This is a genomic window from Nonomuraea rosea (assembly GCF_039539705.1).
Taxonomy (GTDB): Bacteria; Actinomycetota; Actinomycetes; order Streptosporangiales; family Streptosporangiaceae; genus Nonomuraea; species Nonomuraea rosea.
Genome location: NZ_BAABDQ010000049.1, coordinates 1 through 20,343, shown reverse-complemented (window position 1 = coordinate 20,343; position 20,343 = coordinate 1). Strand labels below are relative to the sequence as shown.

Here is a 20,343-nt window from a genome sequence, read left to right as displayed (position 1 = left end):
GCCCCGGAGGGTAATCCGCTGAGTGCCGTCCCGGAGGGCAACCCGCCCGAGGGACGTTCCAGAAGGCAGCCCGTTGGGGGCCGTCACGTTGGGCAACCCGTTGGGGGCGTCCCGGAGGGCAATCCGCTGAGGGCCACCCGGCGGGGCAGCCCGTTGAGGGCCGTCCCGGAGAGTAATCCGCTGTGGCCGCTTCGGGAGGGAGACCCGCGGAGGGCCGGCCCCGGGGAGCGACCCGCGGACAGGGCGCGTCAGCGGCAGGGTGGCCGGTAGGGGAGATCGTCGAAGTACCGCCGCCACTCGGCCACGGTGATCAGCGCGCCGGCCACCTGGCAGATCCGCGCCGCCACCGTGCCGGGGCGCGTGTCCCACAGGCGGACGTCGTGCCCGGCGGCCGAGATGAGGGTGCGGTTGTCGGCGGCGAACAGGACGGTACGCAGGTCGGCGTGGGACAGCTCGGCGATCCAGCGGTTGCCGCGCAGGTCCCAGAGGCGGGTGGTCCGCCCGGCGTCCGTCGTGGCCACGGTCGTGCCGTCCGGGCTGAAGTCGGCGTACCCCACGGTCTCGTCGTGCCCGGGCAGGATCGCCGGGCGCGGCGCGCGACGCGGGTCGGCGAGGTCCCAGACACGGGCGGCCCAGTCGTGGCCGCCACTGAGGAGCACATCCCCCTTCGGGCTGAACCGCACGGTGGCCACCGCCTCGTCGTGCTCCTCATGGTGGGCGACCTCCTGGAGCGCGCCGCCGCGCACGTCCCACAGCCACACGCCTCCCTCGGTGTCACCGCTGGCCAGCAGCCGGCCGTCGGGGCTGAAGTCGACGGCGTTGACGTCGCGGAACCCGCCCCGGCCGGCCAGACGGCGGGGAACGCCGGGCTGGGCGACGTCCCACAGGAGCAGCTCGCCGCTCCTGTCGCCGGTGGCCAGCGTCGCGCCATCGCGGCTGAGCGCGGCGCTGACCAGGCCGCGCTTCGGCAGCCTGGCGTGCAGGGCGGGCCTGGACCGGTCGGCGATGTCCCACACGGTGACGGCGTTCCCGTCCTGAACGGTGGCCAGACGGCGCGCGTCGCCGCTCATGGCCAGGCGGGAGGCCGGCGGCGCGGTCCAGCGGGCGAGGAGGAGCCTGCGCCACGGATCGCGTACGTCCCAGAGCTGGCCGCCGCGCGCCCCCGTAGTGGCCAGCAGGCTGCGATCGGGGCTCAGCGCCAGCCCGGCCGTCAGGTCCCGGTCGTGGATCGGGCGGTGCCACTGATGGAAGCCGCCGGCCGCGGACCCGGCCGCCAGCGCCTGACCGTCCGAGGCGAACGCGAGGCTGAAGATGCCGCCGGGGTGCCGGAACGCGGCGATCTCCGCACGCGTGCCCACGTCCCACAGCCGGACCGTCCTGTCATCCCCGCCGGTGGCCAGCCTGCTGCCGTCCGGGCTGAACGCCAGGCCGCGAACGACCTCGTCCGGCCTCCCGTACCGGCCGGGCGTGCCGCAGCGCCGCGAGCCGCCCACCCGGCAGAGCCAGGCGCCCCCGTCCTCACCCGCATAAGCCACCGAACGCCCGTCGGGACTGACCGCGACCGCCGCGGGACCACCACCGAGCCCGGTCGCGACGGTGTCAGCGGGAGCGCCACGCTGGTCGGCGGGTGACCCACGACGGCCGGGTGAGCTGCCGTGATGGCCGGCAGGACCGGCATAGCGGACGGGCGATGCGGGCCGCCGACCGGCGGCTGTGTGGCCGGGAGCTGCCTGGTGCCCGGCGACGCCGGCGGGACGGCCGGAGGAGCGGACAGCATCGGTGATGGTGCGACCTGGGGAGTCGGCGCGTTGGCCGGAGCCGACAGTGTCGGTGGTGCTGCGGCCCGGGGAGCCGGTGTGGTGGCCGGTGTGGGCGGCGTGCGTGGTGCTGGTGGTGGTGTGGCTGGGGGAGCCGGTGAGGTGGTCGGCGTCCCATAGGCGTACGGCGCCGTCGGTGTGGCCCGTGACCACCGTGCCGCCGCCGACGGCGAGGCCGGTCACCGGGGCGGCGGCGGGCACCGCGCCCAGCTGGACGGGCTTGCCGGCGATGCTCCAGCGCCGGATGGTCCCGTCGGCGTCGGCCGCGAGCAGGGCGCGGCCGTCCGGCGCGAACGCCGCCGTCGCCGCGCCGGGCAGCACCGCCATGCGGCGGGGGCGGGCGGCGTTCACGACGTTCCACAGCTCGGTCCCGCGCCCCGTGGCGGCGAGCAGGACCCGGTCCCCGCCGGGCGGGCGGAAGGCGAGCGCGGTGACCGGGGCGCCGGTGCGGGGCAGGTCGCTCAGGGGCGTTCGGCGGCGGGGATCGGTGGCGTCCCAGAGCTGGATCACGCCGTCGTCGGAGCCGGTGGCCAGCACCGCGTCGTCCGGGCTGTAGGCGATCATGCGCACCCGGTCGCCGGACGAGCGCAGGTACGTGACGTACGGGGGAGCCGAGCCGAGCACCGCGCTGCGCGTACGGGGGGTGTCGGCCAGGCGATGCGCGGCCACCGCCACCTGCATGGCCAGCGCCGGGTTCGTCGCCCGCAGCTCGCCCACCTCGCCGGCGGCGCGCTGCGCGAGCGCGGTCACGCGGGCGGCGCTCGCCTGCTCGCTCCGCCACCACGCCGCGCCGGCCCCCGCCGTGGCGATCACGACCAGCACGGACAACGCCGCAACAAGCCCCCGCCGCCGCAGCCCGCCCCACCACTGCCGGAGCACACCACGCCACCTCCGGCGCGGCAGGCCCGCCCCGAACTCATCGCCCATCAAGCACCGCACTTCGTCACTCAGAGTGATTGATCAAGGTCACAGGGTACGCGCCACAACGGTGCTCACAAGCCGCTTCCGCCACGGTCGTCCAGTTTCCCCCGGGCGACGATCACGTTCCGTTGCGGTGTGCAGCCTGCTCCGTATTGCACGAGAGATCGCGAACCGGACAATGGCCCATAAATGCCGACCCGCAACGCCCGGCCGCATGTGACCAGAGCGGCACCAGTGAATCCATCGCACCCATGTGAATGGCTATGCGTTTTGCCTCGCCCCGGAAAAAGTGACCTCGGAGTAAGCCGGAGTGGCAATATGGTTTTACGGCCGGACCGCGAAAATTGCCGATCAAGGAACATAGATGCCGACTGCTCACGGTAGGGGCGACCTGGCCGAAACCTCCGGCAGCGATGCCGTTCAGTCCGGGCCGACCGCCCTGCGGCTCCTGGTCGGCGCGCAGCTGCGCCGCCTGCGCGAAGCCCGCGGGATCAGCCGCGAAGACGCCGGATACGCCATCCGCGGCTCACACTCCAAGATCGGCCGGATGGAGGGCGGGCGCACCAGCTTCAAGCCGCGCGACGTCGCCGACCTCCTCACCCTGTACGGCGTCGCCGACGAGGCCGAGCGCCAGGCCGTGCTCGCCCTGGCCGCGCAGGCCAACGCCCCCACCTGGTGGCAGGACTACCGCGACGCCGTGCCCGACTGGTTCGAGGCCTATCTAGGCCTTGAGCAGGACGCGGCCCTCATCCGCACCCACGAGATCCACCTCGTTCCCAGCCTGCTCCAGACCGAGGACTACGCCCGCGCCGTCATCGCCCAGGGCCGCAAAGGCGATCCGGTCGCGCAGCAGGAGCGCCGCCTCGACGTACGCATGCGCCGCCAGCAGATCCTCGCGCCGCCCGCCTCACGCAAACTCTGGGCCGTGCTCGACGAGGCCGTGCTCCACCGCCGCGTCGGCAGCCGCGAGATCATGCGCGCCCAGCTGGAGCACCTCGACCGGATGGCCGCGGCGGCCCACATCACCGTGCAGGTGGTCCCGTTCGAGTCGGGGAGCACGATCGGCGGCGCCGGCCCCGTCACGATCCTGCGCTTCGCCCAGTCCGAGCTGCCCGACGTCGTCTACCTCGAACAGCTCACCGGCGCCGCCTACGTCACGAAGACGTCGGACGTGCTGCCGTACCAGCAGCTGATGGACGAGCTCGGCGTCTGCGCCGAGCCCGCGGCGGCGACCCCCGCGATCCTGCGCCAGGCCATCGACGCGCTCTGACCGTCACGGCTTGCGCGCGACCCCGCAGAACGCGTCCACCTCGTCCGGCACCCCGAACACCGCCGACTCCAGCCGCCACCGGGAGACCGGCACGACACCCGGGTCCACCAGCTCCAGCCCGTCGAACAACCGCGTGATCTCCGCCGGCGTCCGCAGCCGGCACGAGTACACCTCGCCCTCGTCCCGGAGCCGCTCGGCATCGGCGGCGTCGGGCTTGACGGTGTTCGTGCCGTCCTCGAACACCAGGAAGCTTCCCGGCGGCAGCCGGTCCATCAGGTGCCGCACCAGCGCGTGCGCCTGATCGTCGTCGAACACCGTGCCCGTCACGCCCAGCAGCACGAGCGCGGAGCCGCCGTCCGGCTGGGCGAAGATTCCGACCCTGGCACGCAGAAGTCGAATGCGCCCTCGGAGCCGAGGCGGCCAGGGGGAACGCCACGGTGCTCAGCGCGACGCCGGCGGACAGCACCGATCGTGCGGCCGGCGGGCAGATGGCGTTCCCGCCGCGTCCGATGTGCGCTACGTCTCATCCGCGGCCCGTTACGCCGGATGCGCGGCTGGTGTCTCAATGCCGAGTCCACAGCACAAGGGAGACATGATGCACGGAAACGTCGAGGTGGTCGTGGTCGGCGGCGGGTACGGGGGCGTGATGGCGGCCAATCGCCTGGCCCGGCGCGAGGGCGTGTCGGTGACCCTGGTCAATCGACGTCCCGACTTCGTCGAGCGGATTCGCCTGCACCAGCTCGCGACCGGCTCCGATGACGCGGTCGAGGGCTTCGGGGAGGTTCTGGGCGGGAACGTCCGGCTGGTGGTCGACGCCGCGACCCGGATCGACGCCGCCGAGCGCCGGGTGTCGCTGGCGGGCGGCGGCACGCTCGCCTACGACTACCTCATCTACGCGGTGGGCAGTGGCGCCGCCGATCCCGGCGTGCCCGGAGCGGCGGAGTTCGCTCATTCGGTGTCGGACCTCGAGGGGGCGCGACGGCTGCGGTCGGCGCTGGCCGCGACGCCCGCGACGGCTGCGGTGACCGTGGTCGGAGCCGGCCCGACCGGCATCGAGACCGCCGCCGAGCTGGCGGAGCTGGGCCGCCAGGTCACCCTGGTGTGCGGCAGCGTGCTCGGCCCCTACCTGCATGCCCGGGGCCGCCACCCGGTCGCCCGCCGGCTCGCCGAGCTGGGTGTGACCGTCCTCGAAGGTCCCCGCGCGCGGGTGACGGCAGTGACACGCGACACCGTACGGCTCGGCGACGGCCGCGAGCTGCCCAGCGCGGTGACGATCTGGACGGCGGGATTTCGTGTCCCGGACTTGGCCGCCCGTAGCGGGCTGCGCACCGACACCGAAGGCCGCCTGCTCACCGACGCGACGCTGACCAGTGTGGACGACGTGCGCATCGTCGCCGCCGGGGACGCGGCGGCGATGAAGGACCGGCCCTTTCGGATGAGCTGCCAGGCCGCCGTGCAACTGGGCGCGGGGGCCGCGGCCACGATCCTGCGCCGGATCGCGGGGAGAACACCCGCTCCCGTCCGGCTGCTGTTCGCCGGGCAGTGCGTCAGTCTCGGTCGCAACGAGGGCGTCACCCAGTTCTCCTACCTGGACGACAGGGTGAACGCGCTCCACCTCAGCGGACGGCTCGGCGCCAGGGTCAAGGAGTTCGCCTGCCGGTTCCCCCTCGACCAGCTGGCGTCCGGGGCACGCAAGGCGAGTGCCCGCGCATCCCACGGAGACGGCACCGCCCGCCTGGAACCCCCTCAGCCGCACCACCGCACGACGCCGCCCAGCACGCGCTAGCTGCCAGGTCCCCTCCTTCTTGGCCTGATCCGTAGGCAGGCTGCCGTCGGCAACCCCGTCGCACCGGGTACATCTCCACGGCCTGCTTCCGGCATGTGGGGCCGATCGCGAGAGAGTGAAACGTACGACATGAACGACCGCGTCACCGGCCCCGCGACCGAGGCCTTCGTCGCCCACCGCGACCTGCTGTTCACCGTCGCCTACGAGATGCTCGGATCGGCGGCGGACGCCGAGGACGTCCTCCAGGAGGCCTGGCTGCGGTGGGTCAAGATCGACCTGGCGCAGGTGCAGGACCAGCGCGCCTACCTGGTGCGGATCACGACCCGGCAGGCACTCAACCGGCTGCGCACCCTCAAACGGCGCAAGGAGGCTTACGTCGGCCCCTGGCTGCCCGAGCCCCTGCTCACCGCGCCGGACGTGGCCGAGGACGTCGAACTGTCCGAGAACCTGTCGCTGGCACTCATGTTCATCCTCGAAACCCTCTCACCCACCGAACGCGCCGTCTTCGTGCTGCGCGAGGTCTTCGACATCGGCTACGACGACATCGCGGCCGCGATCGGCAGGAGCCCCGCCGCCGCACGCCAGCTCGCCTACCGCGCCCGCCGGCACGTCGACGCCCGCCGGCCGCGTACACCGGCTTCCCCGGACGAAGCCCGGGCGGCGCTGCATTCGTTCCAGACCGCGCTCATGACCGGAGACCTGCAGGGGCTGCTCGACGTACTCGCTCCGGACGTCGTCTTCGTCAGCGACGGCGGCGGCCTCAAGCTGGCGGCCCCGCGGCCGGTCGCCGGCGCCGGCAAGGTGCTCCGTTACATGGCCGGCAGTCTCGACAAGGCCGGCGGCACCTTCACCAGTGAGCCCACGATGGTCAACGGCAACCCCGGGCTCATCCTGCGCCTGGACGGCGTGATCGACGGCGTGCTGGCCTTCCGCGTGGAAGACGCCCGCGTCACCGGCCTCTACTACGTCCGCAACCCCGAAAAACTCACCCGCGTCGAGTCCGAAACGGCCCTCACGTCCCGCTGACCGCTCCCCAGCGGAGAGGGTGGACTCACCCCACCGAGGAGCTCCGCAATGACCCCTGCCGACTTCCCCCCGAACGGAAGGCGCCCACGGTCGGCCGACCCGCACGCCTCGGTGCCGTCAGGACAGGCTTGGACACCACCGCAGCCTCGCTCGCGAATCCGGCAGCGACCGCAGACGGCCCGCCCTCGTTCCCGAATGCCAGATATCGGCGCAATGCCTCTTGCCCACCGGGAACGAAAGGCCATCGATCAACGACCTCCCGCAGTTCGGGCTCAGTGATCATGGCCTCGTGCACCCCGGACCAGACAGGGCTGACCCCCTCCCGGCACAGGAACGTGACCATGAAACGCACCGGGACGCCGGCGCCCGGCTCCTCGGACAGCTCGCGGGCTGCCGCCACACGCACCCAGGCCGGCAGGATCGCCGCGGAGAACCGCCGGCTCGCCCGTCGATGCGCTTGTCGTTGACCGCAGAGCTTTGACCTCGATCGCACCGGCCGCGGTGCGGATCTCGCGGGGGGTGCGCACCACCAGGCGGTGGCGAAATGCCCGGTGAATGTCCTGCTGATTTACCTGGTGCCGAGCCTTCATGGACATTAGCGTGAATGACACACGGGTGCCGACAATTGTCGGCACCTCCGGACATACGTCTGCCTGCAATCGCGTGAAACCGAATTGGCGGTCGGCCGTATGGCGACGAAAAGAAAGCGGAGAAATGAAGCGAAACGTCACCGGAACCATTGCCATTACCGCGATCGGCGGCCTCGCGGCTCTACTGCTCTCCGTCAGTCCCGCACAGGCCAAGGAAACGGCGGGTCACTGGTACGGCCCCTACTCCACCAAGGGAATTTGCGAATACTGGAGGAACGGTGTGCAGGCAGGTGGGACACAGACCCATCCCTGCTTCGATGACCAGGGCTGGTACTTCTGGGCGGCGTCCTGAGCGGTCAGTAGTCTCAACCGCAAGGGTCCTGGGCACTGAGCCATCACCATTGTTCATCGTGTATCACGGTGAGCCCTGAAGTCTGATCGGTGCGGGAACCGCGCGCAGTCGAAATGGCTTCCTTGCCAAGTCACCACTCGCACTTTGAGTCATGGCGAGTGGTGACTTGGGGCCGGTCGCCGGCGGGCGCCCGCGGAAATTCCGTTCACATGTTTGCCGACGGTGTACGGGCAGCTGAAGGGCGGCACCGTGTCGTCACCGTCGCGATCCGGCTACGGTCGGCCGGGTGCGCCGGTGGCCCGATCTCTTGACCATTGGCCTCGGCATCGACCCAAGACCGGTAAGGTGGGAGCACTCTGAACCGGCACTCCCTGGACCGAAGCCGCAGCATGGGAGTCCCCGCCTCGCGATGACGAGGTGATGGAGGGGCGGCACCTGTTGTACGCCCCTGCCCGGAGGAAGTTTCCCATGAACGTTGGCCTCGGCCTGCCCATCGCCGACCCCGCAGTCCTGATCGACTGGGCCCGTCGCGCCGACGCCGGTCCCTTCAGCACGCTCGGCCTGCTGGACCGGCTCGTCTACGACAACCCCGAACCGCTCGTGGCCCTCGCCGTGCTCGCCGGCGCCACCACCCGCGTACGCCTCCAGACCGAGGTGCTGCTCGCCCCGCTCCGCGAGACCGCGCTGCTGGCCAAGCAGACCGCCACGCTCGACCGCATGTCCGGCGGCCGCCTGGTGCTGGGAGTCGGCGTCGGCGGGCGGCTCGACGACCACGCCGCCGCCGGCACGGACCTGCGTACCCGGGGCCGCCGCCTCGACGAGCAGCTGCCCGTGCTGCGCCGCCTGTGGTCCGGCGCGCCGCTCAGCGGCGAGGCCGGTCCCATCGGCCCCGCCCCCGCCCGCCCCGGCGGCCCCGAGCTGCTGTTCGGCGGCTTCAAGCGCCCGGCACTCGACCGCGTGGCCCGCTGGGGCGACGGGTTCCTGGCCGCCGCCGCGCCGAGCTGGGCCGGCGGGCTCTTCGACACCGTGCGCACGCTCTGGGCCGAGCACGGCCGCGCCGGCTCACCCCGCATCGTCGCCCAGGTCAACGTGGCGCTCGGCCCGGACGAGGTCGCCGACGAGGCCAGGACCGCCATCGGCGACTACTACGCGTTCACCGGGCAGCCCCGTTTCATGGCCGACGGGCTGCTCACCGGCGCGGGGGAGATCAAGGACACGATCGCCCGCTTCGCCGACCTGGGCGCGGACGAGGTGATGCTCTACTGCTACGGCCGCGACGCCGGCCAGGTGGACCGCCTCGCCGACCTCGTCGCCTGATCACCCCAAGGCCGGGGAGTACGTAATTGTGCACACTCAGTGATTGAACCCAGCGGATGGGCCGCCCCGTACAACCGGGCATCCAACCGCTGTCCGCCTCACCTTCGAGGCAACTGAAGGGTTCCGTCATGACCAAGCGCATCCTCACCGTCCCCGGCCTCGCGATCGCCGCCGGACTGATCGCCGCCTCCCTCGCCCCGGCCGGGGCGCAGGCGGCCGCGGAGTCCGGCGGCACCGTCTATCTGGCCGCCACGCTGCTGGGCGAGAACGAAGTGCCCGCCCCCGGTGCGAAAGCCGGTGACGGGAACGGCAGCGCCGTCGCGGTGTTCCGGATCCATGGCCGGCAGGTCGACTACGCCATCCGCTGGCAGAAGGTGGCCGCGCCGACCGCGTTCCACATCCACCAGGGCAAGGCCGGCAAGAACGGCGACGTCAAGATCCCGTTCTTCGGGGCGGCACTGCCCGCGGGGCTCAGCGCCGTCAAGGGCAGCGTCGCCGTCAAGGACGCCGGGCTGCTCGCCCGGATCAAGAACAACCCCAAGGGCTGGTACGCCAACCTGCACACCGGCGAGTTCCCCGGCGGAGCCGTACGCGCGCAGCTGCACCGCATCCGCCCGGTGGCGCTGGAGGAGGTGCTGGCGCACGGCGCGGGCACCACGCTCACCGCGGTGGCCGACGGCCGGCAGGAGGTCCCCGCGCCGGGTACGAAGGTCGGCGACAAGGACGGCCGCGCCGCGTGGCTCGTGTGGGTGCAGGGCACCCGCGTGCACTTCGCCACCGCGTGGAGAGGCATCGCCGCGCCGACCAACGGCCACGTCCACCGTGGCGTGAAGGGCAAGAACGGCCCGGTCGTGGTGGACTTCTTCGCCGCCAAGAGCGGGCTGCCCGCCGGGATCAACGGCGTCGCCGGCACCGGCACCGCCGCCCCCAAGGTCGCCAAGGGCATCAAGAACAACCCGAAGGGCTGGTACACCAACCTGCACACCGGTGAGTTCCCCGGCGGCGCGGTGCGCGGCCAGCTGCACAAGGGCGCCTGGTAACCGCCGGCGAACCCCCCGCCCGGAACGTTCCGGGCGGGGGGTTCGCGCGTCCTAGGGAAACTCCTAGGTCGGTCACGGACGCGCGCCCGCCCGCGGCGTGCCACGTTGCAGAGATGACCGAGCAATCAGGGTGGATGGCGAAACGACTCGCCGATGCGGTTGAGCTCCAGGACTTCCTGCGTACGGCGGGCACGCTGACGCTCGCGGACCGGCGGACACTGGTCCAGCAGGCGCTGGTGCTCATCGAGCAGAACTACGTGCACCTGCCGCTGAAGGTCGCGATGCACGCGGTGAGCCCCGTTCAGCGGCTGCGGCTGCTGGGCCTGCGGCTCACCCGGCAGACCGACACGACGATGGACCCGGAATGGCGCTTCCACGCGGAGCTGTCGGCGATCTTCCATTCGGTACGCGACCTGCACACCAACTACCTGCTGCCGCTGCCGTTCTCCGGAAAGATCGCCTACCTGCCGTTCCAGATCGAGGAGTACTACGACGGCGACGAGCGCCACTACCTGGTGACCAAGGTCGTGGAGGGCTACTCCGCGCCGCCGTTCGGGACCGGGGCAGAGGTGACCCACTGGAACGGGATCCCGATCGACCGGGCGGTGGACATCAGCGCGGCCCGCTTTGCGGGCAGCAACCCGGCCGCGAGTCACTCGCGCGGGCTGCAGGCGCTGACCATCAGGCCGCTGCGCATCCACGTGCCGCCCGACGAGGAGTGGATCGTCCTCACCTACGCCGACGCCCACGGGATCACGCAGGAGCTGCGCGAGAAGTGGCGCATCACCGGCAACCTGCCGCCCTTCGTCAACGCCGACGAGGTCAGCATCGCCGCCGTGGCGCAGGGGCTCGACCTGGGCACGGACGAGATCGGCCGGGCGATCAAGATGCTCTACGTGCCGCAGGCGATCACGGCGCAGGAGACGGCGGACGTGCCGGGCCTGACGACCGAGCCCGCCGCGCCGGGCGCGGAGGTCCCGACGTCCATGCCGGGCATGTTCCGGGCCAGGAGCGTGGTGACGGCGTCGGGCACGTTCGGCCACCTGCGCGTGTTCACCTTCAACGTCAACGACCCCGACGGGTTCGTGGCCGAGTTCGTCCGGCTCGCCGGGCTCCTGCCGCAGAACGGGCTCATCCTGGACGTGCGCGGCAACGGCGGCGGGCACATCTTCGCCAGCGAGTTCCTGCTGCAGACGCTCACGCCGAACGTCATCACCCCCGAGCCCGCGCAGTTCATCACGACGCCGCTGAACGGCCGGATCTGCGCCCAGCACGAGCAGAACCCGACCGGCCAGATCGACCTCGGCCCCTGGTGCCGCTCGATGCAGCAGGCGCTGGAGACCGGCGCCGTCTACTCGGGCGGCTTCCCGATCACCCCGGCCGACGGGGCCAACGCCATCGGCCAGCGCTATCACGGCCCGGTCGCGCTCATCACCGACGCGCGCTGCTATTCGGCGACGGACATCTTCGCCGCCGGGTTCCAGGACCACAAGATCGGGCCCGTCATCGGGGTGGACGACAACACCGGCGCGGGCGGCGCCAACGTGTGGACCCACGACCTGCTCAAGCTCCTCCTGGAGCTGCCCGAGCCGGCCGCGGGCAGCCCCTACCTGCCGCTGCCGGGGGAGGCGAGCATGCGGGTGGCGATCCGGCGCACCGTACGCGTGCGGGACCTCGCGGGCACGCCCGTCGAGGACCTCGGCGTGGTGCCGGACCACCGCCACCGCATGACCCGCGCCGACCTGCTCCAGGACAACGCGGACCTGCTCCAGCGCGCCGGGCGGCTGCTCTCCGGGCTGCCGGTGCGCCGCCTGGACGTGGAACTCGGCGGCGCGGCCGGCGAGCTGGAGCTGACGCTGCGCACGAGCCTCCTCGACCGGGCCGACGTCTATCTGGACGGCCGGCCGCGGCTGACGGCGGACCTGACGCGGGAAGATCTCACGCTGCCCGTCCCCGGGCTCGCCGACGCCCAGGTGATCCGCGTGGAGGGCTTCCACGAGGGCCGGCTGGCGGCGGCCAGGACCCTGCTGCCCTGAGGCCAGGGGCCAGCCGCCGCCCGCCGCGGCTAGACGCGCAGGAGCGACGGCCAGGTGCCCGGCCCGACGACCCCGTCCTCACTGATGCCCTCGGCCCGCTGGAACCCGCGGACGAGCTCGATGAGGCCGGGGTCGCAGCTCGTGGACTTCAGCCACTCCTCCAGACCGGCCGTGGTGCCCGCGTAGGCGGCCGGCGGCACGTGACCGCGCGCGAACAGGCAGCCTCTGACGGTCTTGACGTCGTAGTTGTCGTCACCGAGGCGGATCATCGGCAGGTCCTTCACGATCTCCTCCGTCCAGGACGGCCCGGGACCGCCCGTGATCAGGGCGGCGACGGCCGCCCTGAAGTCGTTCATGTTGATCGAGTGGGGGTCGGGCTTGGCGGTGTTGACCTCGCGGTGCGCCTTGACGCGCGAGGCGGGCAGGCCGAACTCGCGGCAGAGCTCCGCGCACAGCTTGCGGTAGGCGTCGAGCTGGATCTCGGGCCAGGGCTGGCTGCCGTTGTTCTCGGCCTCGATGCCGAGCGAGCTGGAGTTGTCGTGCAGCGACGAGGTCGAGGGGGCGTTGTGCCAGCAGCGGCCGGCGGCCACGACGTAGATCCGGCCCGATCTGCCCAGCCCGAACTGTGACAGCGGCCCGTCGAGCCCCGGCCGGCCGTCGCGCACGACCGCGAGCGAGGGGTAGTCGCCGCCGCCCGGCGGCCCCGCCGTGTGGTGACAGACGATTCCCTGCACCTCGGGCTGCGGGCCGTGACCGCGGGACTGCCACCCCGCGACTTCTGTCACGGGGTGGCCGGTGCGGCGGGCGACGTCGGCGAGCTTGGTCAAGTAAGGCATCGGGCACCTCCGATAGGCGTTTCGACTAGTCTCACAACCTTCGATTGACGAAAAGTAGTCACGCCATTGCTTTGCGCGATCAAGGCCGAGCGCGCGAATCCCTTGTCGGAGGCGGATTTCGGTGGCTTCGGCATTCATCGTGATGGCATGAGCGGGGGCTTGAAGATATTTAGCATGCCCTACCCGTGCGCGATCACGAGAATCCGCAGATTGACCGGCCGGATCTCAGGTGACGTCCCGCCGCAGGGTGACGAGCCGGGCCACCAGCGCGATGGCGGCCACGTACCCGGTGAAGAGCAGTGCGCCGCCCCAGGCGGGCAGCAGCGCGCCGCCCTCCGCCCGCATGCCTCCGAGCGCTCTGGCGGCGCCGCTGGGCAGCCAGGCGAAGACGTCCGGGATCAGCCAGGCCAGGGCCGAGTCACCGTAGGTGAACAGCAGGACGGCCAGGATGACGGCCGCCACCTGGTTCCTGACCAGCACGGCCAGCGCGACGCCCATGGGCGCGTAGATCGCGGTGCTGAGCATGGCGCCCAGGAGGATCACCGGCACGTCCGGGCTCAGCGCGGCATGCCCGGCCAGGCTCAGCGCCACGACTCCGGCGACGAGCGTCACCAGCGCCGACACGGCGGCCACGGCCAGCCCGACCAGCCCGTACGCGGCCAGCTTCGCGGTCATCACGGCGCCCCTGCGCGGCGTGAGGAGGAAGGCCCAGGTGATCGTCTGATGGCGGTACTCGCCCGTCATCCCCAGGATGCCGATGATCAGCGTGAACAGGTAGGCCTGCTGCGCCATGTTGTAGACGCCGGCCAGGCGGAGGGCGTCGGAAGGGGCCGGCAGCAGCGCCTGCAGCACCACCCACAGCACGCAGAACGCCGGTGCGACGGCGGCCAGCGCCCAGGTCGCCCGGCTGGACCGGGCCTTGATCAGCTCGCCGCGGATGAGCCGGTTCATCCTGCCACCTCCAGGTAGAGCTCCTCCAGGGCACGGTCGCCGTCGAAGGGCCCGCTCCACCGCAGCCGCCCCCCGGAGATGATGACGACGTGGTCGGCGATCTGCTGGATCTCGGTCAGCACGTGGGTGGAGACCAGCACGGAGTTGCCGTCGAGGGCGTAGCCGCGCAGGAACCCGCGCAGCCACCGCATCCCGGTCGGATCGAGGCCGTTGGCCGGCTCGTCCAGGACGAGCGTGTGCGGCCGCCCCAGCAGGGCGGTGGCCAGGGCGAGCCGCTGGCGCATGCCGAGCGAGAACCCGCCGATCCGCCGGTGCGCGGCCGTGCCGAGATCGACGTCCGCCAGCACCTGCCCGACGCGCTCGGAGCCCAGGCCCGCGGCGACGCGCATCGCCTCCAGATGCTGGTACGCGCTGAGCCCCGGATGGAAGGCCGTGGCCTCCAGGACCGCGCCGACGTGTTCGAGCGGCCGGTCGAGGTCGCGGTAGGGCACGCCCGCGACCGCCGTCTCGCCCGACGTGGGCGCGACCAGCCCGAGGATCATGCGCAGGGTCGTGGTCTTCCCGGCGCCGTTCGGGCCGAGGAAGGCGGTGACGGCGCCGGCGGGGACGTCGAACGACAGGTCGTCGACCGCGCGCACCCTGCCGAACGACTTGCTCACGTGACTGACGCTGATTGCTGTCATGGCTAGAGCGTGCGGGAGCGGCGGCCGTCCGCGCATGGGAGCACGGGTTGAGCCCAGAGTTCCACCCGTGCTCCACCCACGGGGGGATGGGTGGTTCGCATGTGGTGGCATACCGTGTGCGGGTGGCCTTCTTCCGCCGCGGGCCGGTTCGCGGCACGCTGATCGCCTTGCTGGTGGCCTATCTCGCCTACGGGCCGATCATCGTCGTCGTCACCCGTTCGGGGGCCGGGCAGATCGCGCTCGGGCTGCTGGCCGCGGTGGCCGCCCTCGGCGGCTGCCTGGGGGGCCTGGCCGAGCGGAGGCCCGGGCGGGCCGCCTGGCTGCTGCTGCTCGGGCTGTGCGGCGGGCTCGCCCTGCACGCCATCGAGCCGTACACCGGGCTGTCCTCCTGTTTCGTGGTGGTGTACGCGGCGCCGTTCCGGTGCCGGCCGCGCGTCACGATGGCGATCACCACGCTCTGCGTCGTGGCGCTGCCACTCGTGTCGTACGCGGTGGGGCTGGATCTGGGCACCACGTTCGGGCTGACGGCGGGGGTGGCCTACACGTCGGTGTTCGCGTTCCTCGTCGCGTATCTGTCCTCGACGAAGCGGCAGGCGGCGGAGCTCGCCGAGGCGCGGGCGCGCGAGGCGGTGCTGTCGGAGCGGGCGCGGCTGGCCCGCGAGGTCCACGACATCCTCGCGCACTCCCAGTCGGCGCAGATCGTCTACCTGGAGGGGGCGCGGATGCTGCTGAAGGGCACCGGTGACGTGGCGGCGGCGCTGGACCGGGTGGAGCGGGCCGTCGGGCTGGCCAGGACGGGCCTGGAGGAGACGCGCCGGGCGCTCGACGCCCTGCGCGGCGAGGACCTGCCGCTGCGCGAGCGGCTGGAGCGGCTGGCGTCGGAGTTCCGCGCGGCCACGGGCGCGGGGTGCGCCCTGTCGGTTGCGGCGGAGCTGGGCGCGCCGGCCGCCGAGGCGCGGCTGGCGCTCGCCCGCACGGCGCAGGAGGCGCTGACGAACGTACGCAAGCACGCGCCCGGCGCGTCGGTCACGCTGACGCTGCGGCGGGTGGGGGAGTGGTGCGAGCTGGAAGTGCAGGACGACGGCGGCTACGGGGGCGCCGCCCAGACGGCAGGCGGCGGTGGCTACGGGCTGGTCGGGATGAGGGAGCGGGCCGAGCTCATCGGCGGATCGCTCAAGGCGGGGGCCGGGACGAAGGGGTTCGCCGTGGTGCTGCGGGTGCCGGCGTGAGCGTGCGCGTGCTGGTCGTGGACGACCAGACGGTGGTCAGGGAGGGGCTCGTGCTCCTGCTCGAACTGCTGCCCGGCATCCAGGTCGTGGGCACGGCGGCCGACGGGGAGGCGGCGGTCGCGCTGGTGGCCGCGCTGGAGCCGGACGTGGTGCTGATGGACCTGCGGATGCCGAAGCTGGACGGCGTGGAGGCGACCAGGCGGATCCGCGCCGGGCACCCGAAGACCGAGGTCGTGGTGTTGTCGACGTACTCCGACGACGAGTCGGTGTTCGCCGCGCTGCGGGCCGGCGCCCGGGGCTATCTCACGAAGGACACCGACGCCGAATCCCTGGCCAGGGCCGTCTGCGTGGTGGCCGGCGGGCAGGCCGACTTCGCGCCGCAGGTGCAGCGGCGGCTGGCCGAGGCCATGGCCGGGAGCGCCCCATCCACCGATGGGCCGCCGGACGGGCTGACCCGGCGTGAGGTCGAGGTGCTCGGCCTGATCGCCGACGGCCGCTCGAACGCCGAGATCGCCGGGCGGTTGCACATCTCGGAGGCGACGGTGAAGAGCCACATCAACAACCTGTTCGCCAAGGCGGGGGTGCGCGACCGGGCGCAGGCGGTGACGTACGCCTTCCGCCACGGCCTGGCCCCCGCGTCCGCTCCTGCCTCCACCCCTGCCTCCACCCCTGCCTCCACCCCTGCCTCCGCCCCCGGCTCTGAGCGGAACGCGGGTCGCTGACAGGTGACGCGGCCTCTTGATCGGGTTACTGTCTCCATGACCCACGGACAACCCGTGAGTCACTTGCGAACCCACGGGAGTGCGTCATCGACGTCAAGCCGATCGCCCGGACCGCCCTCGGGCTGTTAGCGCCCCTCGCCCTGCTCGCCGCGGGGCCGCCCGCCCAGGCGGCGGTGCCGGTCTGCGCCCCGGAGACCCCGGTGTGCGGGGGGCTCGACCACGGCCAGTTCGTCTTCACCATCAAGCCGCCGCCGCCCACGCTGTCGGCGAGCGCCACGATCAACGGGGAGCCCACCTCCGGGAGCATGACCGTCTTCACCGAGGCCGCCTCCTTGCAGGGCACCTACCAGCCGAGCGCGGTGCTGGTCTCCGGCGACGTGTTCTGCCTGACGTTCTACGGCGACGGGCTGCCGCCGGGGCCGTACTGCGACACGGCGGCCTGAAACCCGTTCGTACGGAGTGACGATGACGGCCTACGATGCGGACACGTGAGCACACGATTGCGGCACATCGCGGACGTCAACACGCAGATCGCCGCCGACGGGGCGTACACGGCCGAGGACGGCACCCTTGTCGCCGTCGGCCCGGCGCTGGCGGCGGCGATCTCCGGCACCAGGAGCCATCCGCCGGACGAGCCCGTCGCCGTCCCCGCCCCGGCCGGTCACCGGACCGTTTTCGAGGTGACCGCGGAAGGCAGCATGCAGGCCGCACGGCGGCTGCACCTGGAGGGGGCCGAGGGAATCGCCGTGCTCAACTTCGCCTCCGCCCGCAACCCCGGAGGCGGCTACACCGGCGGCGCCAAGGCCCAGGAGGAGGACCTCTGCCGCAGCGCCCTGCTGTATCCCTGCCTGCTGCGGGCGCCCGACTACTACGCCGCCCACCGCGCCTCCTCCGACCTGCTCTACAGCCACTATGTCATCTGGGCCCCCGGCGTCCCGGTCCACCGCGGCGACGACGGCCGGCTGCTGGCGGAGCCGTACCTCGTCTCGTTCCTGACCTGTCCCGCGCCCAACGCCGGGCAGGCGCTGCGCCGCGACCCGGGCGCGCGGGAGGAGATCCGGCGCGTGCTCCACGAGCGCGCGGAACGCGTGCTGGCCGTCGCCGCGCACCACGGCGTCCGTCACCTGGTGCTGGGGGCGTGGGGCTGCGGGGTGTTCCGCAACGACCCCGGTGAGGTGGCCGACGCGTTCCACGCGCATCTCACCGCGTCGTTCTCCGGAGCGTTCGAGCGTGTCGTCTTCGCGGTCTGGGACCGTTCGGCCGACTCGGTCAACCGGGCCGCGTTCGCCGATCGCTTCGGTGCTGTGGCCGGATGACTCAGGGCAGGGCCGAGGCGGCGAGGCGGCCGGTGGGTCGGTAGACGACGCACATCACGTCCCGGTCGCCGTCGGCCCAGGTCTCCGCGGTCGGCATGACCGGGTAGTGCTCCAGGCCGTCCCCGCCGCCGCCCCACAGCCCGGCGAAGCGCTCGCCGCAGCTCTTCCAGGCGAACGCCGACAGGGCCGCCCGGTCGTACGGGCCGTCCGGGGCGTGGGTGAAGCCGTACGACTGGTTGTCCGCGCCGCCGGCGCACGGCGTGTAGAGCACGATCCGCTCGCCCGCCCCCGGCGAGTACTCCGGGTCGCTGAAGCACTCGCCGCCCTCGATCAGCAGGATCCCGGTCGTCTCGGCGGTGATGAAGGTCTCCGTCTTGACCACGGGCTGCGCGGGCGGCACCACGAACAGCGTGCCGAGCGCGGCCACGGCGGGCAGCAGCCCCCAGCGGCTGGTCGTCGCCACTCGTTCACCTCCGCGTTCACCTGCGATCCGCGGCCGATCGTAGACGGGGCAGGGGAAACGCCGGGCCAACGCCTGGTGGCCGCCAGATTGACGATCATGAATTCATCCGCAGGACAGCCCCGGGACAGGTGATCGTCAGCGATGCCTGGGTGAATGCGCTGGCGTCCATCCCGCGCTCGCGGGTGGACGAGTCCGCTTCTCCTGGAGTGAACCAGAAGTGAATGAGCCCAGAAAGCCGTGGCCGGTCAGGTCACGGCAGGCGAAGCTCGCAGTGGCCGGCGCCGGCGTGCTGCTGATCGGCGGCTTCGCGTTCGGCCCGGCGGCCGTCGGCGCGGCGGCGCCGCCCGTGTACCCCGCCGCTGAGGTGCACAAGCCCTCTCCCATCCCGGACCGCGTGATCCTCGTCCCCACCACGACGCCGGCCACCAGCCAACGGGTGTCGTGGCGGGCCGAGGCGACCGCGGACACCGCTCAGGCCGAGATCCTGGAGGCGCCGCGCGCGCTCGGCCAGGTCGCCCCGGCCGCGGGCGCGGTGACCGGCGTCAAGGCCATCGCGAGCACCCCCGTGAACACCACGCTCGGGTACGCCTCGACGTACCACACCGCCGAGTTCACCGGGTTGAAGCCGAACACGCGCTACACCTACCGTGTCGGCGACGGCACCAACTGGAGCGCGTGGACCGACTTCACCACGGCCGCCTCCGGCTTCGAGCCGTTCTCGTTCGTCTACTACGGCGACGCCCAGAACTACCTCGACTCCGCGGTGCCGCGCGTGTTCCGCCAGGCGTTCGCCGACCGGCCCCAGGCCAAGGCGATCGTCAACGCGGGCGACCTCATCGACTCCGCCAACAGTGAGGAGCAGTGGGGTCAGTGGTTCAAGGCCGGCGGCTTCATCGACGGCCAGGTCAACAACGTCTCGATCCCGGGCAACCACGAGTACAGCGGCGGGCTGTCCGCCTTCTGGCGGCCGCAGTTCCCGTACCCGGACAACGGGCCCGGCAACGCCGAGCTCAAGCAGACCGCGTACACCCTTGACTACCAGGGCGTACGGTTCATCGGCCTGGACACCAACCACCAGAGCAACGCCACGCTGATGGCCGCGCAGACCACCTGGCTGGAAGGTCTGCTGAAGGACAACCCGAACAAGTGGACCGTGGTGACCTTCCACCACCCCGTCTACTCCACCACCGGCACCCGCAACAACCCGAACGTCCGGGCCCAGTGGGCGCCGCTCTTCGAGAAGTACGGCGTGGACCTGGTCCTCCAGGGACACGACCACTCGTACGGGCGCGGCAACCAGGTCGCGGCCCGCAAGTCGGCGACCGTGCACAACGGCGTCGCGTACGTCGTGTCGGTCTCCGGCGGCAAGATGTACGCGCTCAACGGCGGCGAGAACTGGACGGGCAACGGCGCCGAGGTGCGCAGCACCAGCGAGAACACGCAGCTCTACCAGCTCATCGACGTGGCGAAGGACACCGTCACGTTCGAGGCCCGCTACGCCAACGGCGAGCACCACGACGGGTTCACCATCCGCAAGAACGACAAGGGCGAGCGGACCGTGAACGAGCTCCGCACCGCCGAGAACACGGTCGGGGAGCAGGTCACCGTCGACAAGACGTCGGTGCGGCGGCTGGAGCAGGTCAAGGTCTCGGCGTACGGCTACGATCCGGGCGAGCGGGTGGCCGTCTGGTGGCGCGAGCAGGACGACGCGGCGCGTGGCGGCGGCGGGAACGGCACGTTGATCGGCTACGAGAAGGCCGATGAGCTGGGCCGGGTCGAGGAGACCGTCCGTGTGCCGGTCCTCGCGAAGAAGGGCGGCGTCTACGTGGTCCATCTGGACAGCCAGCACCAGAAGATCACCAGCCCTGCCATCACCGTGACCAAGTGATCTACCCCGGATGGGGTCGTGCCTGTGCGCGCGGCCTCATCCGGGCCGCGTCCAGGAGCCACCTCGTGACCTTCCCCCTCCCCGCCCGCCCCCCGACCAC

General features: G+C 72.1%; 18 protein-coding genes. 12 read left to right on the top strand and 6 right to left on the bottom strand.

Going from position 1 to position 20,343, the window contains the following annotated elements; genetic code table 11:
* Nucleotides 1–248: 248 nt before the first annotated feature.
* Nucleotides 249–2,696 carry a WD40 repeat domain-containing protein gene (locus ABEA43_RS57995; protein ID WP_345576342.1) on the bottom strand — a complete coding sequence of 816 codons (2,448 nt, stop codon included), beginning with the start codon at nucleotides 2,694–2,696 and terminating at the stop codon, nucleotides 249–251.
* Between the two features lie 406 nt (nucleotides 2,697–3,102).
* Between ABEA43_RS57995 and ABEA43_RS57990 the strand changes: the two genes are divergently transcribed.
* Entirely contained in the window at nucleotides 3,103–4,008 is a 906-nt protein-coding gene (locus tag ABEA43_RS57990; RefSeq protein ID WP_345576340.1) for a helix-turn-helix domain-containing protein, read from the top strand.
* Between the two features lie 3 nt (nucleotides 4,009–4,011).
* Here the strand turns inward: ABEA43_RS57990 and ABEA43_RS57985 are convergent, their stop codons facing one another.
* Nucleotides 4,012–4,347 (bottom strand): SAM-dependent methyltransferase, encoded by a 336-nt coding sequence (locus ABEA43_RS57985; protein WP_345576338.1) that lies wholly within the window; start codon nucleotides 4,345–4,347, stop codon nucleotides 4,012–4,014.
* Nucleotides 4,348–4,600: 253 nt separating this feature from the next.
* On the opposite strand from ABEA43_RS57985, the gene ABEA43_RS57980 reads away from it, so the two are divergent.
* The 6 genes from ABEA43_RS57980 to ABEA43_RS57955 all read left to right on the top strand — a co-directional run bounded on the left by ABEA43_RS57980 (nucleotide 4,601) and on the right by ABEA43_RS57955 (nucleotide 12,155).
* Complete coding sequence (locus ABEA43_RS57980) at nucleotides 4,601–5,794, top strand: NAD(P)/FAD-dependent oxidoreductase (RefSeq protein WP_345576336.1); 1,194 nt, start codon at nucleotides 4,601–4,603, stop codon at nucleotides 5,792–5,794.
* A gap of 129 nt (nucleotides 5,795–5,923) precedes the next feature.
* On the top strand, nucleotides 5,924–6,820 hold the full coding sequence (locus tag ABEA43_RS57975) for an RNA polymerase sigma-70 factor (protein ID WP_345576334.1): 897 nt from the start codon (nucleotides 5,924–5,926) through the stop codon (nucleotides 6,818–6,820).
* 714 nt (nucleotides 6,821–7,534) lie between these two features.
* A complete protein-coding gene (locus tag ABEA43_RS57970) occupies nucleotides 7,535–7,762 on the top strand; it encodes a hypothetical protein (protein WP_345576332.1) in 228 nt (75 codons plus the stop codon).
* 468 nt (nucleotides 7,763–8,230) lie between these two features.
* The gene (locus ABEA43_RS57965) at nucleotides 8,231–9,079 is read left to right on the top strand and encodes an LLM class flavin-dependent oxidoreductase (protein WP_345576330.1); all 849 of its coding nucleotides are present in this window, start codon (nucleotides 8,231–8,233) and stop codon (nucleotides 9,077–9,079) included.
* Nucleotides 9,080–9,207: 128 nt separating this feature from the next.
* Complete coding sequence (locus tag ABEA43_RS57960) at nucleotides 9,208–10,119, top strand: CHRD domain-containing protein (RefSeq protein WP_345576327.1); 912 nt, start codon at nucleotides 9,208–9,210, stop codon at nucleotides 10,117–10,119.
* 113 nt (nucleotides 10,120–10,232) lie between these two features.
* Nucleotides 10,233–12,155 carry a S41 family peptidase gene (locus tag ABEA43_RS57955; RefSeq protein ID WP_345576325.1) on the top strand — a complete coding sequence of 641 codons (1,923 nt, stop codon included), beginning with the start codon at nucleotides 10,233–10,235 and terminating at the stop codon, nucleotides 12,153–12,155.
* A gap of 29 nt (nucleotides 12,156–12,184) precedes the next feature.
* On the opposite strand, the gene ABEA43_RS57950 is transcribed toward ABEA43_RS57955, so the two are convergent.
* The 3 genes from ABEA43_RS57950 to ABEA43_RS57940 all read right to left on the bottom strand — a co-directional run bounded on the left by ABEA43_RS57950 (nucleotide 12,185) and on the right by ABEA43_RS57940 (nucleotide 14,625).
* Nucleotides 12,185–12,991 (bottom strand): peptidoglycan recognition protein family protein, encoded by an 807-nt coding sequence (locus ABEA43_RS57950; protein ID WP_345576323.1) that lies wholly within the window; start codon nucleotides 12,989–12,991, stop codon nucleotides 12,185–12,187.
* A gap of 225 nt (nucleotides 12,992–13,216) precedes the next feature.
* Complete coding sequence (locus ABEA43_RS57945; RefSeq protein WP_345576321.1) at nucleotides 13,217–13,942, bottom strand: ABC transporter permease; 726 nt, start codon at nucleotides 13,940–13,942, stop codon at nucleotides 13,217–13,219.
* Nucleotides 13,939–14,625, bottom strand: coding sequence for an ABC transporter ATP-binding protein (locus tag ABEA43_RS57940; protein ID WP_345576319.1), 687 nt, complete (start codon nucleotides 14,623–14,625; stop codon nucleotides 13,939–13,941). The genes ABEA43_RS57945 and ABEA43_RS57940 overlap by 4 nt, the downstream gene beginning before the upstream one ends.
* Before the next feature lie 122 nt (nucleotides 14,626–14,747).
* Here ABEA43_RS57940 and ABEA43_RS57935 point away from each other — a divergent pair, with 122 nt between their 5' ends.
* The 4 genes from ABEA43_RS57935 to ABEA43_RS57920 all read left to right on the top strand — a co-directional run bounded on the left by ABEA43_RS57935 (nucleotide 14,748) and on the right by ABEA43_RS57920 (nucleotide 17,892).
* A complete protein-coding gene (locus ABEA43_RS57935; RefSeq protein ID WP_345576317.1) occupies nucleotides 14,748–15,854 on the top strand; it encodes a sensor histidine kinase in 1,107 nt (368 codons plus the stop codon).
* Nucleotides 15,851–16,576: a response regulator gene (locus tag ABEA43_RS57930; RefSeq protein WP_345576315.1), complete on the top strand. Its 726-nt coding sequence runs from the start codon at nucleotides 15,851–15,853 to the stop codon at nucleotides 16,574–16,576. The genes ABEA43_RS57935 and ABEA43_RS57930 overlap by 4 nt, the downstream gene beginning before the upstream one ends.
* 200 nt (nucleotides 16,577–16,776) lie before the next feature.
* A complete protein-coding gene (locus ABEA43_RS57925) occupies nucleotides 16,777–17,019 on the top strand; it encodes a hypothetical protein (RefSeq protein WP_345576313.1) in 243 nt (80 codons plus the stop codon).
* Nucleotides 17,020–17,064: 45 nt separating this feature from the next.
* Nucleotides 17,065–17,892, top strand: coding sequence for a TIGR02452 family protein (locus tag ABEA43_RS57920; RefSeq protein WP_345576311.1), 828 nt, complete (start codon nucleotides 17,065–17,067; stop codon nucleotides 17,890–17,892).
* A gap of 1 nt (nucleotide 17,893) precedes the next feature.
* Here ABEA43_RS57920 and ABEA43_RS57915 read toward each other — a convergent pair whose 3' ends face one another.
* Nucleotides 17,894–18,355 carry a hypothetical protein gene (locus tag ABEA43_RS57915; RefSeq protein WP_345576309.1) on the bottom strand — a complete coding sequence of 154 codons (462 nt, stop codon included), beginning with the start codon at nucleotides 18,353–18,355 and terminating at the stop codon, nucleotides 17,894–17,896.
* A gap of 217 nt (nucleotides 18,356–18,572) precedes the next feature.
* Here ABEA43_RS57915 and ABEA43_RS57910 point away from each other — a divergent pair, with 217 nt between their 5' ends.
* Entirely contained in the window at nucleotides 18,573–20,243 is a 1,671-nt protein-coding gene (locus ABEA43_RS57910) for a purple acid phosphatase family protein (RefSeq protein ID WP_345576307.1), read from the top strand.
* Nucleotides 20,244–20,343 lie beyond the last annotated feature (100 nt).